This is a genomic window from Scandinavium lactucae, assembly GCF_033843265.1.
GTDB classification, from domain to species: domain Bacteria; phylum Pseudomonadota; class Gammaproteobacteria; order Enterobacterales; family Enterobacteriaceae; genus Scandinavium; species Scandinavium lactucae.
The window spans coordinates 43,496-58,218 of record NZ_JAWXRD010000004.1; the positions used below are offsets into that span (position 1 = coordinate 43,496).

Sequence of the window (14,723 nt, forward strand, 5' to 3'; positions counted from 1 at the left end):
GTTTCTTATTTGCTGTTTTTCAGCACTTTAACGGTGTAACGCCCGTCAGCCTGGCGATAAGCGCCGTGGATGTCGGTTTCGAAGCCCGGATAATGGGCACCGATTTCGCACAGCATCTGCAGGAACTCCAGTACCGGGCGGCTCTCTTCGGTGATCATTTCACCTGGCATCACCAGCGGAACTCCAGGAGGATACGGCAGGATCATGTTGGCATTCACGCGGCCCACGGTCTCTTCCAGATACACCTCTTCGGTTTCACCGTGCAGCTCTTTCTGGAACGCGTCGTACGGGGTCATCACCATTTTTGGCAGCACTTCAAACGCACGGAACATCAGGTCCGGCAGGTTGTGATGCTCAACCAGTTTGTGAATGTTCTGCGCCAGATCCTGAACACGCATGTTCTCGTAGAATTCAGGGTTTTCGCTGTACAGTGAAGGCAGCAGATTTTTCACCCGCAGGTTCAGGTCGAACGCACGTTTGAAATCGGTCAGCGCGCGCAGCAGGCTCAGCGCTTTGGTTTTGTCGATACCGATGCTGAACAGGAACAGCAGGTTGTACGGACCGGTTTTCTCAACCACGATCCCGCGCTCGTCGAGGTATTTCGCCACGATGCTGGCCGGAATACCGAAGTCGTCCATCGAACCGTCTTTTTTCATGCCCGGCGTCAGGATGGTGACTTTGATAGGATCCAGGTACATGTGTTCGTTATCGATGTTTTTGAAACCGTGCCATGCGCTGTCAGAGCGCAGCGGCCAGCATTCCGCCCCGTCGATATGCTCCGGCTGCCAGACGTCGAAGAACCAGCCTTCGGATTCGCCTTTCAGACGCTTAATCTCTTTGCGGAACTTAATAGCACGTTCGATAGAGCCGTTGATCAGGCGCTTACCGGCGTTACCTTTCATCATCGCCGCTGCGGTTTCGGTGGAGGCCACGATCCCGTAATGCGGAGAGGTGGTGGTATGCATCATGTAGGCTTCGTTAAAGGTCTCTTCATTGACATCCCCTTTCACGTGGATCATCGATGCCTGGGAGAACGCCGCCAGCAGTTTGTGCGTAGATTGGGTTTCGTAAATCACTTTCCCTTCCACACGGCCACCGCTCATGCCGCTTTTGCCGGCATAAATCGGTGAGAAGTTGGTGTAAGGCACCCAGGCGGAGTCGAAGTGAATCGATTTCACATCCAGGGTTTTCTTGATGTAGTCGGTGTTATACAGCAGGCCATCGTAAGTGGAGTTAGTGATAACCGCGTGTACCGGCCAGGTGGCGTTCGGCGTTTCTTTCACCCGTTTGGCGATGGTCGCGTGCTGGAATTCACTCTGCGGAATACCGCCCAGGATCCCGTAGGCGTTACGGGTTGGACGGAAATAGAGCGGGGTGATGTTGCTCATCATCATCAGATGGGTCAGCGACTTATGGCAGTTACGGTCGATGAGCACGGTGCTGCCCGCCGGGGCGGAGTACATACCGACAATCTTGTTGGCGGTGGATGTGCCGTTAGTCACCATATAGCTGCGCTCGGCGTTGAACACGCGGGCGATATACTCTTCCGCTTCTTTGTGTGGGCCGCTGTGGTCGAGCAGGGAGCCAAGTTCAGACACAGAAATCGACACGTCAGACTTCATGGTGTTGGAGCCGAAGAAATCATAGAACAGGCTACCGACCGGGCTTTTCTGGAATGCGGTGCCGCCCATATGGCCCGGGGTACAGAAGGTGTATTTACCTTCACGCACATATTTGAACAGTGATTTGGTCAGCGGAGGCAGAATAGTGTCGACGTACTCATCGGTGTTCTGCTGAATTTTCGCCGCGATATCTTCTGCCGCACCCAGCGCATATTCAAAGAAGCGCACCTGCATCCGCAGGTCATTCAGGCTGACGTCGAGGGTTGAGTAGGTGTTGGCGAACGCATACAGCGGCATGTACTCATTCAGCTTGCTTATCTCTTCGCACAGCTCAAGGTTGTATTTGTCCCAGTCGAAAATCACGCCGCACAGACGGGCATTGTTCTCGATAAGTTTGAGTAAATCTTCGCGGTCGTTAGGGTAAACGATGCGGAAATCCAGGCGCTCAAGGGCGCGGTGCAGTTCACGGATAGGCTCTTCTTTAAAGTAGACACCCATGTGATTCATGATGGCAATAACGTTCATAGTCGACTCTCCAGGCGTAGAAGGCCCCTCCCGCCACGGTGTGACAGGTGAAGAGAGGAGCCAGAGAAAGGGGGTTAGGGCTTAGTGGGCGCTGGCGGCGTTGTCGTCGCGGTGTTCGCGCTGGTTCATTTTGCGGCCATAGAACATCAGGATTATCAGGCTCACAATGAAGGTGCCGGACAATTCGAAGGAGCTGGCACCCATCAGGGCGATGAAGCAGAACGCGCAGCCGAGGACGGAACACACCAGGCTTGCCAGGTTGCGAACGTTGACGCCTTCGAAACGAATCAGGTCAACGCAGGAGTAGAAGTAAGGCAGCATGGTCAGCAGCACGGCGATCCCGGTTAATTCACCGAACAGGTCAGAGGCTTTACCGCCGCTGGAGTTCATTACGGTGATGAGGATCATCAGTGCGGTCATTTTCACGGCGGCCAGCAGCAGGCCTTTTTTCGGGATCCCGTTGGCATCAACTTCGCCATACACCTGCGGGAAGTTGCCGTCATTGGCGGCACGTACACCGGCCTGGCCGACCAGCATCATCCACGAGCCCAGTGAGGTCAGGCAGGCGAAAGCGGTAAAGGCGGATACCATCGGCGCAGCCCAGCTGCCCATAATGGTGGAGGCGCTGATCGCGAACGGCGCACCGGAGGCGGCCATTTCAGATGCCGGATACATACCGGAAATCACCTGAGTGGCAAGAATATAAATCACACCCGCCATCGCGGTCCCGAGCATGGTTGCCAGCGGTACGGTACGTTTCGGGTTTTTCACCATCCCGGTGCTCACCGCCGCAGATTCCACGCCGACGAAGGCCCACAGGCACAGCAGAATACTTTTGATAACCGCGTGATAATCAGTGGTCTGCGAGGTGTTCCAGTTCGCCTGATAGGTGGCCATATCAAACCAGTGCCAGCCGATCACCGCCGTGACCACAACCGGGATTAGCACCAGCACCAGACCAATGGTGGTCAGTCGGCTGACCCAGGTTCCGCCGAGCATATTCACGAAGGTGAAAACCCACACGATAGCAATACAGGCGATCCCCGCTGGAACCGGATCATTTAATACCGGGAAGAAAGTAGAAAGATAGGAAACGGCGGTAATGCCGATGGCCAGATTACCAATCCAGTTGGCATGATAATAAAGGACACCGGTCTGGAAACCGAATGCCGGGGATATTTCACCCGCATACGCAATAGGACCACCCTGCTGAGGATTCTTGGTGGCCAGTCGGGCATATACATACGCCAGAGACATTGCACCAATAATAGAGATGACCCAGCCCCAGATGGCAATGCCACCGATGCCGGCGAGGTTCGCAGGCAATAATGCAATCCCACTCCCCATCATATTACCGGCTACCACACCGGTACAGGCAAATAGCCCGATCTTTTTGGCAGAACTCATGGTTTGTATTCTCCTGATATTAAATTGGGAGGACCGAATCATGACTCATAAATTGCTAATGACTCGACCGACTGAGTTCAAGGTTAATGATCTCCAGCAGAGAAGTCCTAAAGATAAAGTGAAGTAATCGCAAACATCAGACAAATGACATCCTGACCTTTTGTCGTTAACACATCAGGATGACATGTTGATATCAGGAAGAGATAAATATGTTTGTTTTACAAATATTTACCCATGCTTTACTGAGTTGCGGTTCTGTTGCGGACAGGCGGGTTTTGGCTAAAAAAGATAACAATATGAGGTCTCATGATAAACATATTATTAACCTCATCATGCCGGCCCTTTTTTGCATGATGAGGTTTTTAATGTACGAGCGTTATTTTGCAGCGAGGAAGTTATCGAGATATGGCACAACGCGGGTTACTGAGGTCTGGAATACACTGTTTTCAATCCAGTACAAGGTGTTTTCACCCGGGCGTAGATTGAATGCCGTAATATAGGCATCGGCAGCCAGGCGATTCTCCCCTTTCATTTCGTAGACTTTACCTAATAGCACATAATTCATCCACGACATTTCCAGCTCGATCCCGGCATTAACGGCTTCAAAGGCGTCATCAACTTTGCCGAGGCTTAGCATATTAATGGTTTTAATCTGGAAGAAGACCGCGGTTTGCTTTATATCGGGAATGGCAGTGACATGATTTATTTCTGCATCCAGCGCCGCCAGCTGTTTTTCATCGAGCGGCTGCTGCGAACGGCGTAAAACATCAACCAGCGCTTTTTCCGCCTGCGCATAAATAAAGTCCGGTGAATCACTAATCACATCTTCGAGAAGCACGCTGGCTTTGCTCAGGGAATCAATATCGCCGTTCATCAGCAACTGGTGGGCCTGATAAAAGTCCGCCAGCGATTGGCTTTTCGACGGCTGATACTGGCGCAGCATTGCCTGCATTTTCTCCGGCCACGGCTGGGTTAATGCCTCTGACAGGCTGCTCATCAGGTCTTTCTGAATCGAGAGCTGATTATCGCTGGTGACGAAATAGCGCTTATCGAGCATCGTCGAACCATCGGCGTTATCCACCAGTTGAACCGACATAAAGCATTGCTGGGCGCGGTAATGGCGCTGATTGACGAACTCAATGGTCAGTGTCTTGCCCGAGCTGCTCGGCTCGTTGAAGTTGTAGTTGGTTTTGTCATGCACCATATAGGTGGAGTAGGTGTTCAGGGAAGTCGTGATTAGGCTGCCGAGACCCACCGCATAGGCGCGTTGTGAGGCCGCGTTGTTACAGGAATTACCGTTGGCGAGGCGAATGTCGATATCGCGCGGGTTCAGCAGCAGACGGGTTTTGGTTACCGGCGGATGTGAATCAATGGTCGACATCGCCACCAGCCCCACGCAGCTGAACAGCGCCAGCAGGAACAGGCCCCAGACCCACCAGGTGGTTACGCTGCGGCGTTTTTCCGGCACGGGCGTGGGCGTGGTAGGAGACGGCATCGGCTGTGAGGTAGCGGCAGATTCAGTGGGGGCGGGCGTTGGGATAACTGTCAGCGGGAGCGGGGTTAATTCTTTTCCTTCTTCTGTACACCACATTACGGTGGCGGTCAGCTTATAGCCACGCTTGGGCACCGTAACAATATATTCGGGGCTGCTGTCATCGCCATCTTTGAGCGACTTGCGCAGCTCAGAAATACTCTGGGTCACGACGTGGCTGGTCACCACGTTGCGCGTCCAGACGTTGTCGATAAGCTCATCCCGGCTCAGGACTTCATCGGGATGATGGGCAAAGTAGACCAGAAGATCGATTAAGCGCGGTTCAAGAGTAAGCTGGCGACCCTGACGGCTTATCTGGTTAATGGCAGGCGAAACCAGCCATTCTCCAATGAGGACAACAGGTTGTTGCATAAAAAAGGGGCCCAAATATGACTACAGGAAAGTCTTAATCATATCATACCCGGGCCCTCCCTTTTTTGACCTGCGAAGGGTGAATCCGGGGCTTACAGGACTTTATGCGGGCCGAAGCACTCGTAGTGGATGTTATCTGCGCTAATACCCAACGTCACCAGCTGTTGTGCTGCGAACTGCATAAAGCCCACCGGGCCGCAGAGGTAAAACTGCATCGCCGGATCGCTGAACGTGCCTTCATGAGCCGCTAAATCCATCAGGCCGTGACTGTCGAACACGTCAGCATCTGCTGGTGTGTTGTACCAGACGTGTGACCGGAAGCGCGGTAGCATTGCTCCCAGCGCGGCCACTTCTTGCGCGAAGGCGTGAACCGCGCCATTTTCAGCGGCGTGGAACCAGTTCACCTGCGCCGGATGTGCGCGGTGGGCCAGGGTGTCGAGCATGGCTAACATAGGTGTCTGACCGACCCCGGCGGAAATCAGCGTCACTGGCGTAGTGGCCTCTACTGACATAAAGAAATCACCCGCCGGAGCTGCCAGATGCACGGTATCGCCCACGCGCGCCTGATCATGCAGCCATTCTGAAACCTGACCGCCGTTTTCGCGCTTCACCGCAACACGATAATTTTTACCGTTCGGCTGGCGGGTGAGGGAGTACTGACGAATCTCCTGATGGGCAAACCCCTCCGGCTTCAGCCACACGCCGAGGTATTGACCCGGCTGATAGTCCGCCACGGCACCGCCGTCAACGGGGGCAAATTCAAAGGCGGTGATCAGTGCGCTTTGCGGCGTCTTACTGACAATCCGGAACGGACGGGTGCCTTCCCAGCCGCCGTTTTTCGCGGCGTTATCTTTGTAGATCTCACCTTCGCGTTGAATAAACACCCCGGCCAGTACGCCGTAGGCTTTCCCCCACGCGTCCAGCACTTCCTGACCCGGGCTGAACAGTTCGTCCAGCGTCGCCAGCAGATGGCCGCCGACAATATCGTACTGCTCAGGTTTAATCTGGAAACTGGTGTGCTTCTGGGCAATTTTTTCCACCGCAGGCAGCAGGGCTGGCAGGTTTTCAATATTGCTGGCGTAGGCGGCAATGGCGTTGAACAGCGCTTCACGCTGATCGCCGTTGCGCTGGTTGCTCATATTGAAGATCTCTTTCAATTCCGGGTTATGAGCGAACATTCTTTCGTAGAAGTGGGCGGTGAGTTTTGGGCCGGTTTCGACCAGCAGGGGAAGGGTAGCTTTTACCGTGGCGATGGTTTGGGCGTCGAGCATAGCAATGTCCTTTTGAGGTTATTCTTAATGGTGTATCTGAAATGCATCTTATAAAAATACCCCTACCCTGTAAAGGGTTCGCTGTCAGGTGAAAAATTTGCATCACAAACCTGAAAAGAAATCCGCTTAAGCAGGGCGAGTCTTTATGGCTCAAACCCTTGCGGGGTGGGTAGGTAATCGTTTGCGTAAAATCGTTTGTCAAGACCTGTTATCACAGAACTTATCAGTTATACTGTTCGCCGTTGCCCAAACGGGCCCCCTTTTTTAGCGGTAAAACTACTGTTAGCTGAGTCAGGAGAAGCGAGATGTTAAAGCGTGAAATGAACATTGCCGATTATGATGCCGAACTGTGGCAGGCTATGGAGCAGGAAAAAGTACGTCAGGAAGAGCACATCGAACTGATCGCCTCCGAAAACTACACCAGCCCGCGTGTGATGCAGGCTCAGGGTTCTCAGTTAACCAACAAATATGCAGAAGGCTACCCGGGCAAACGCTATTACGGCGGGTGTGAATACGTGGATATCGTTGAACAACTGGCTATCGATCGTGCCAAAGAGCTGTTCGGTGCCGACTACGCTAACGTTCAGCCGCACTCCGGTTCTCAGGCCAACTTCGCCGTTTATACCGCTCTGCTGCAACCGGGTGATACCGTGCTGGGTATGAACCTGGCGCAGGGTGGTCACCTGACGCACGGTTCCCCGGTGAACTTCTCCGGCAAGCTGTACAACATCATCCCTTACGGTATCGATGAGTCCGGTAAAATTGACTATGAAGACATGGCCAAGCAGGCGCAGACCCACAAACCGAAGATGATCATCGGCGGTTTCTCTGCCTATTCCGGCGTGGTTGACTGGGCTAAAATGCGTGAAATCGCAGACAGCATCGGCGCGTACCTGTTCGTCGACATGGCGCACGTGGCGGGTCTGATTGCCGCAGGCGTTTATCCTAACCCGGTTCCTCATGCTCACGTTGTCACCACCACCACTCACAAAACCCTGGCAGGCCCACGTGGCGGTCTGATTCTGGCCAAAGGTGGCGATGAAGATCTGTATAAAAAGCTTAACTCTGCCGTGTTCCCAAGCGCCCAGGGTGGCCCACTGATGCACGTTATCGCGGCGAAAGCGGTCGCGCTGAAAGAAGCGATGGAGCCAGAGTTCAAAGTTTACCAGCAGCAGGTTGCTAAAAACGCCAAAGCGATGGTGGCAGTGTTCCTGGATCGCGGCTTTAAAGTGGTCTCCGGCGGCACTGAGAACCATCTGTTCCTGCTCGATCTGGTCGACAAAAACCTGACCGGTAAAGAAGCTGACGCAGCCCTTGGCCGTGCCAACATCACCGTCAACAAAAACAGCGTACCAAACGATCCGAAGAGCCCGTTCGTGACCTCCGGGATCCGCATCGGTTCCCCGGCAATTACCCGTCGCGGTTTCAAAGAAGCCGAAGCGAAAGAGCTGGCTGGCTGGATGTGTGACGTGCTGGACAATATCAATGACGAAGCAGTTATTGAGCGCGTCAAAGGTAAAGTGCTGGATATCTGCGCCCGTTTCCCGGTTTACGCGTAAGTTATTGCCGTGACGAAAAAGGCCGCTTTCGCGGCCTTTTTTATGGCAAAAATTCAGCGCTAGAGCCAACACTCGCCAACCTAAACAACAGGCTACTGATCCCGGGTGATGGCCGCACACTTCTGCGCAATCGTCACCGTATTCCCCTCTTGAGTGGCCTGCTTACATTCGTCCATCGGCGACAGGGGAGGCGGCGTATTGACCGTTTGGGCGGCGCATCCCGCGAGTAGCATCCCGCAAATAATCATTGCTGCTTTAAACATGATTTCATTCCTTATTTGAATGGTGCGCTGTTAAACCGCCTTCATGATAGATCCGCCTTGTTTTAAAAAATGGTAAACGGCGCAATAACGTTGAATTTGATGTCGACTTCGTCCTGGAACATGTTGTTATAGCCCCCCGCTGTAGTTCGGGTTGCTGACGTGGGTGAAGGATCACGTCGTCAGACAAAAATGTTAGGGGCTTGTTAAAGCCACTTGCCAGCCGGTGCGTTTGTCGCCAGACTAACGCCAACATTTTGGAGGGAATCATGGTCTTGCATTCCACGCGCTGGCTGGCGCTCAGTTATTTCACCTACTTCTTTAGTTACGGCATCTTTCTGCCTTTCTGGAGCGTGTGGCTCGCAGGCACCGGCCTGACGCCGGAAACCATCGGCGTGCTGCTCGGCGCTGGGCTGGTGGCGCGTTTCCTCGGCAGCCTGCTGATTGCGCCCCGGGTCAGCGACCCGTCCCGCTTAATCAGCGCCTTACGCATTCTCGCCTTACTGACATTGCTGTTTATTCTCGCCTTCTGGTCCGGGACGCACGTGGCGTGGCTGATGGCGATGATGGTCGGCTTCAACCTGTTCTTCTCGCCGCTGGTGCCGCTGACCGATGCGTTGGCTAATACCTGGCAAAAACAGATAACCATGGACTATGGCCGGGTGCGCCTGTGGGGATCGATTGCGTTTGTGATTGGTTCGGCGCTGACCGGCAAACTGGTCAGCCTGTTTGACTATCACGCCATTCTGATGCTGCTGAGCATCGGGATTGCTTCCATGTTGATGGGGATGATGATTACGCCATCGATAATGCCGCAGGGGGAAACCCGCCATCATGAAGCGGCGGGCTGGCCCGCGTGGCGTTCGCTGGTGGTGCAGAGCTGGCGCTTCCTGGCCTGCGTATGTCTGTTGCAGGGCGCGCATGCGGCCTATTACGGCTTTAGCGCCATCTACTGGCAGCAGGCGGGGTATTCCGCTTCGGCGGTCGGCTATTTGTGGTCGCTCGGGGTGGTGGCTGAAGTCGTGATTTTTGCGGTCAGCAAGAAAGTGTTCCGCCGTTTCGGTGCGCGCGATTTGCTGCTGCTCTCCGCATTTTGTGGCCTGCTGCGCTGGGGGATCATGGGCTGGACCACCGAATTGCCGTGGCTTATCGTGGCGCAAATTCTGCACTGCGGCACCTTCACCGTCTGCCACCTGGCGGCGATGCGCTACATTGCGGCACGGCAGGGTGCGGAAGTTATCCGCCTCCAGGCCGTGTATTCCGCAGTGGCGATGGGCGGCAGCATTGCTATCATGACCGTGGTTGCCGGGTTCCTCTATCAGCACCTGCACCAGGGCGTGTTCTGGGTGATGGCGATGCTGGCTATTCCGGCGATGTTTGTCCGACCCAAAGTCAGCGTTCAGCCGGGTGCCTCCAGCATCTGACAAATGTGCTGCCGCTGCCGCTCGCTAAGGGGTTCCCCGGCGTGGATGAGCGGCGGGGAAAACAGCGGCAGCGCCAGCGAGTAAGGCGTCACAACCAACGCCACCCCCTTCGGGGCACCTTCCTTCTGGAAGGCGGTCAGCGTCTGGTATTTGATATTCAGCGGCAGCAGCGTCAGTTCCCGCAGCTGCTGCTCAATTTCCTGCTCAAGCAGCGGATTGTCTCCGGTCAGCAGCAGCACCTGTTTTTCCTGCAAATCGCTTTCCTGCATCAGCCATGCGCCAAAAATCACCGCAATCAACCCCATTTCTTCATCAGAGATCTGGAGCCCATAGTGGGTCTCAAAGTCTGTCAGCGCCTGCTGGGTGGTGCGCATCAGGCGCGGATAAAGCCGCTGCACTTCTTCCGGCAGGCTGTTATCGATCCCGACCCCGTACAGACAGCGATTAATCGCCTGCGCCAGATGAACATACAGCTGATCGCGCAGCCCGCGCCTGTCGCTAAACTGGCGGCCTGAAAGTTGCTGGAAGCGGTCAATTAGCTGGTTAATACTGCGGTAGAGCCGCACTTCCTGAGTGTGATGATCGCGTTTTGGGTCCGGCACTTTGAGCATCATAAACAGCAGGGTCAAAAACAGATGCTCATCCGGATGTGCATCCTTCAGCGTGCGGCGCTGCCAGTGACGGGCAATTTCCGCCGCCACCTGATATTCGGCGCTGGCCTGTGCCCATTTGCGCTGTCCGTCGGTAAACTCAGGGGCTTGTGGCGGATGCTGGAGCAGCAGGCAATATTGCAGATACAGCCCGAGAAACGCCGCGTCGCGGCTGTCGAACTGGCGCTGCAGGTTCTGTCCGCAGCGATTGACCAGCGCCCGCAGATTGGTATCGTCGTACAGAATGCGCGAGATGCCGGATTGTTTAAGCTGCATTTTGAGCGATGGGGTAAACTGCTCGCTGATAAAGGCCGGGCACAGCCGCAGGGCACGGCGCAGCCAGTGGATCAGGCATAAGCGTTGGTCAAGTGTGGTGCCTTCAATCCGGTAGCTGCCGTCTGCTAGCGTCACGATATTCAGTCGGTGATAGCGCTGAATAACGTGGCCGATATCGGCGATATCCTGGCGGGCGACAACGTCATCAACATTGTTCGCACGGCCTATTACCGCTGGGGTTACGGACTGCCCTGGCAGATACAGCATCAGCAGGATCTGGCAGCGGCGCTGTGGACTGGAAAGCACAGATGGCGGTTCAATCACGGTCATCATCTGTCAGGTTCCAGAAACGGTTTTTGATAAGAATAGCTAAAGGATGACGGCCTGAAAGCCAGCCGGGACGCCTTTGCGCAAGGATTGCTGGGGTCGGTCACAGAATTTTTCACTGAGGATGCGATGACGAGAGTGAAACAGAGCGTAGTTCTGGCGGTTAGCGCGCTTTTATCGTGGCAGGCGACGGCGCACCCGCACAGTTTTATCAGTATGCACAGCCAACTGGTCAACAAAGATGGCCAGCTCACCGCCATCGACATGCGCTGGACGATGGATGAAATCACCTCCGCCGACCTGCTGTATGACGCGGGGAACGCCAAACCGGGCGATGAGGTCTGGAAGCAACTGGCGGCAGAAGTGATGGCCAACGTCTTAGGGCAGCACTATTTCACCGAGTTCTGGCACGGCAAGCAGAAGGTGAAATTTGAAAATCGCCCGACGGCGTACGGACTTTCCCGCGATGGGCATAAGGCGGTGCTGACCTTCACGCTGCCGCTGGCCTCGCCGCAGCCGCTCGCCGGGCAGAGCTATCGGTTTTCCACCTTCGATCCGACCTATTATGTCGATATGCATTACGACAAAGAGGCGAACGTTACGCTGCCTGCCGATGCGCCTGAAGGCTGTAAGCTCAGCGTACACACCCCGAAACCAAATGAAGATTTAACGGCCTACGCGCTGTCGCTCGACAAGGCCGATGCCCCGCCCGAGGACATGGATTTAGGCCAACAGTTTGCTCAACAGGTGACGCTGACATGTCCGTAGTCTTCTCTCCCCCTTCGCATTCGCGCCGCTGGACACAACTCTGGCCGTTGGCGCTGTTCCTGATGATGGCGCTGGCCGTTGGCGTCTGGCTGTGGCACGCCTGGCCGCAGGTGCTGCTGAAAAGCATCTTCTGGCAGCGGGAGCTGAATCAGCAGATGAGCGCCCTGTTGCAGGCTGTGGCGGATAACCCAACCCAAGCGGGTGGGTCGCTGCTGGCATTCAGCTTTATTTACGGCGTGCTGCATGCCCTCGGACCGGGGCATGGAAAAATCGTGATTACCACCTGGCTGGCGACCCATCCGTCGAAGCTTAAATCGAGCATCGGCTTAACCCTGGCGGCGTCATTGTTGCAGGGACTGGTGGCGATCGGGCTGGTGGTGGTGGTGTTGACCTTGCTGGCGCTGCCCGCTCGCCAGCTGCATCTCAGCAGTTTCTGGCTGGAAAAGGGCAGCTATGCGCTGGTCGGGCTGCTTGGGGTGTTACTGTGCTGGCGGGCGCTAAAAAAGCTGCGGCAGATCCTGCGCAGGCCGACGTTTACCGCCTTTACCCCGCACCATGAGCATCACGCCCACTGCGGTTGCGGGCATCAGCATTTGCCGGACCCGACACAAATGGAGAGTGGCAACGACTGGCGTGCGCGGCTGGTGATTGTGCTGTCGATGGGAATGCGGCCCTGTTCCGGGGCGATTATGGTGCTGCTGTTCAGTAAGGTGATTGGCGTCTTTAGCTGGGGTGTGGCATCCGCGCTGGCGATGGCGTTGGGCACGTCGATAACGATTTCATCCCTGGCGCTGATGGTACACAGTTTTCGTCAGCTGGCAGTGCGGTTAAGCAGGAATAAAGCGCCGGTGATGTGGCGACAGGTTGGCTGGACGACGCTGGCCTTTGCCGGAGGTGCGGTCCTGGTGATGGCGGCAGTGGTGATGTGGTTAAGTGCGGTGCCGGAGGGCAGGGGATTGAGGCCGTTTTGACAGCGCCGGATGGCGCTGTGCTTATCCGGCCTGCGGTGCGCGTAGCCCGGCTAGCATCAGTGCCACCGGGCTGAACCAACCGAATTAACGCTTCAGCGCTTCACTCAGTTCGTCACGCATGCTCGCCAGCATCGCTTTCACGACGCGTGGGTTGCCTGCCACGATGTTACCGGTGGTCATGAAGTTGTGACCGCCGGTGAAATCGCATACCAGGGCACCCGCTTCACGCGCGATCAGTTCACCCGCGGCGAAATCCCACGGCTTCAGACCCAGTTCGAAGTAACCGTCAACGCGACCGGCAGCCACGTAGGCCAGATCCAGTGCGGCGGAACCGCTGCGACGGAAGTCTGCGCATTCGGTGAACAGTTTGGTAAGAATGTTCATGTAAGCCGGGGCGTGCTGCTTGGCTTTGAACGGGAAGCCGGTCGCCAGAATGGTGCCATCCAGATCGCGAGCGTTGGTGCCGCGCAGACGGTAGCCGTTCAGCTGTGCGCCCTGACCACGGGTGGCGGTGAACAGTTCGTTACGCATTGGATCGTAAACCACGGCCACTTCAGTACGGCCTTTAATGCGTACGGCGATGGAAACAGAGAAATGAGGAAGGCGTTTAACGAAGTTGGTGGTGCCATCCAGTGGATCGATAACCCATTGAACATCTTGATCTTCGCCTGCTACTTCGCCAGATTCTTCGGCGATAATGGTGTGCTGCGGGTAAGATTTACGGATAGTCTCGATAATAATCGCTTCTGCGGCTTTATCGACGTTGGTCACGAAATCATTGCTGCCTTTCTGGCTGGTCTCTACGGAATCAGGTGTCTCGTAGTGCTTGGCAATAACATTACCCGCCTTGCGCGCTGCGCGCACGGCGATGGTCAACATAGGATGTTGCATCGGTCACTCTCACTGGATGTTAAAGAACGGGAAAAACGGCGCATATCATAGCAGCGAATTCGGATTCTGTCTTCGCTTTATGATAATATGCGCTGAATAATCTTTAGCCGAAGACAGACAATGCTGCAAAATATCCGAATCGTACTGGTAGAAACTTCCCACACCGGCAACATGGGCTCCGTGGCTCGCGCGATGAAAACCATGGGGTTAACCAACCTCTGGCTGGTCAATCCGCTGGTCAAACCTGACTCTCAGGCTATCGCGTTGGCGGCGGGTGCCAGCGACGTGATTGGCAATGCGCAAATTGTGGATACGCTGGACGAAGCGCTGGCGGGCTGTAGCCTGGTGGTGGGCACCAGCGCACGTTCCCGTACGCTGCCGTGGCCGATGCTCGATCCGCGTGAATGTGGACTGAAAAGCATCAGCGAAGCGGAGCAGGCACCGGTCGCGCTGGTCTTCGGTCGTGAGCGCGTGGGCCTGACCAATGACGAATTGCAAAAGTGTCACTACCACGTGGCGATTGCCGCCAACCCAGAATACAGCTCGCTGAACCTCGCGATGGCGGTGCAGGTTATTGCCTACGAAGTGCGTATGGCGTGGCTGGCCACCCAGGAAAAAGGCGAAAGCGTCACCACGGAAGACGACGTGGCTTATCCGCTGGTCGACGATCTGGAGCGTTTCTACGGTCATCTCGAACAAACCCTGCTATCGACCGGTTTTATCCGCGCCGATCATCCAGGCCAGGTGATGAACAAACTGCGTCGTCTGTTCACCCGTGCCCGCCCGGAAAGCCAGGAGTTGAACATCCTGCGCGGCATTCTGGCGTCGATTGAACAGAAGAATAAATAGTCGCCATCGTTGCCCGGTGG

General features: G+C 55.4%; 12 protein-coding genes. 5 read left to right on the forward strand and 7 right to left on the reverse strand.

Going from position 1 to position 14,723, the window contains the following annotated elements; all coding sequences use genetic code 11:
* Positions 1–5: 5 nt before the first annotated feature.
* From cadA to hmpA, 4 genes are all read right to left on the reverse strand, one after another.
* Positions 6–2,147 carry a lysine decarboxylase CadA gene (gene cadA, locus SIK69_RS05450; protein ID WP_319785609.1) on the reverse strand — a complete coding sequence of 714 codons (2,142 nt, stop codon included), beginning with the start codon at positions 2,145–2,147 and terminating at the stop codon, positions 6–8.
* Between the two features lie 81 nt (positions 2,148–2,228).
* Positions 2,229–3,554, reverse strand: coding sequence for a cadaverine/lysine antiporter (gene cadB / locus SIK69_RS05455; RefSeq protein ID WP_319627982.1), 1,326 nt, complete (start codon positions 3,552–3,554; stop codon positions 2,229–2,231).
* A gap of 376 nt (positions 3,555–3,930) precedes the next feature.
* Positions 3,931–5,457: a lysine decarboxylation/transport transcriptional activator CadC gene (cadC, locus tag SIK69_RS05460; RefSeq protein WP_319785610.1), complete on the reverse strand. Its 1,527-nt coding sequence runs from the start codon at positions 5,455–5,457 to the stop codon at positions 3,931–3,933.
* Between the two features lie 92 nt (positions 5,458–5,549).
* A complete protein-coding gene (gene hmpA / locus SIK69_RS05465; protein ID WP_319785611.1) occupies positions 5,550–6,728 on the reverse strand; it encodes an NO-inducible flavohemoprotein in 1,179 nt (392 codons plus the stop codon).
* Positions 6,729–7,033: 305 nt separating this feature from the next.
* Here hmpA and glyA point away from each other — a divergent pair, with 305 nt between their 5' ends.
* Positions 7,034–8,287, forward strand: a complete 1,254-nt coding sequence (gene glyA / locus SIK69_RS05470) for a serine hydroxymethyltransferase (protein ID WP_319627985.1) — start codon at positions 7,034–7,036, stop codon at positions 8,285–8,287.
* A 92-nt stretch (positions 8,288–8,379) separates the two neighbouring features.
* On the opposite strand, the gene SIK69_RS05475 is transcribed toward glyA, so the two are convergent.
* Positions 8,380–8,550 (reverse strand): hypothetical protein, encoded by a 171-nt coding sequence (locus tag SIK69_RS05475; protein WP_319627986.1) that lies wholly within the window; start codon positions 8,548–8,550, stop codon positions 8,380–8,382.
* Positions 8,551–8,816: 266 nt separating this feature from the next.
* Here SIK69_RS05475 and SIK69_RS05480 point away from each other — a divergent pair, with 266 nt between their 5' ends.
* Positions 8,817–9,971: a 3-phenylpropionate MFS transporter gene (locus tag SIK69_RS05480; protein ID WP_319785612.1), complete on the forward strand. Its 1,155-nt coding sequence runs from the start codon at positions 8,817–8,819 to the stop codon at positions 9,969–9,971.
* On the opposite strand, the gene csiE is transcribed toward SIK69_RS05480, so the two are convergent.
* On the reverse strand, positions 9,947–11,230 hold the full coding sequence (csiE, locus tag SIK69_RS05485) for a stationary phase inducible protein CsiE (protein ID WP_319785613.1): 1,284 nt from the start codon (positions 11,228–11,230) through the stop codon (positions 9,947–9,949). The two genes, SIK69_RS05480 and csiE, sit on opposite strands and share 25 nt — an antisense overlap.
* 123 nt (positions 11,231–11,353) lie before the next feature.
* Between csiE and SIK69_RS05490 the strand changes: the two genes are divergently transcribed.
* Both SIK69_RS05490 and SIK69_RS05495 read left to right on the forward strand, forming a co-directional pair.
* Entirely contained in the window at positions 11,354–11,992 is a 639-nt protein-coding gene (locus tag SIK69_RS05490; RefSeq protein WP_319785614.1) for a DUF1007 family protein, read from the forward strand.
* The gene (locus SIK69_RS05495; RefSeq protein WP_319785615.1) at positions 11,983–12,963 is read left to right on the forward strand and encodes a nickel/cobalt transporter; all 981 of its coding nucleotides are present in this window, start codon (positions 11,983–11,985) and stop codon (positions 12,961–12,963) included. Before SIK69_RS05490 ends, SIK69_RS05495 begins: the two co-directional genes overlap by 10 nt.
* Before the next feature lie 84 nt (positions 12,964–13,047).
* On the opposite strand, the gene suhB is transcribed toward SIK69_RS05495, so the two are convergent.
* On the reverse strand, positions 13,048–13,854 hold the full coding sequence (suhB, locus tag SIK69_RS05500; protein WP_319627991.1) for an inositol-1-monophosphatase: 807 nt from the start codon (positions 13,852–13,854) through the stop codon (positions 13,048–13,050).
* A gap of 120 nt (positions 13,855–13,974) precedes the next feature.
* On the opposite strand from suhB, the gene trmJ reads away from it, so the two are divergent.
* Positions 13,975–14,703 carry a tRNA (cytosine(32)/uridine(32)-2'-O)-methyltransferase TrmJ gene (trmJ, locus tag SIK69_RS05505; protein ID WP_319627992.1) on the forward strand — a complete coding sequence of 243 codons (729 nt, stop codon included), beginning with the start codon at positions 13,975–13,977 and terminating at the stop codon, positions 14,701–14,703.
* The last annotated feature ends 20 nt before the right edge of the window (positions 14,704–14,723 follow it).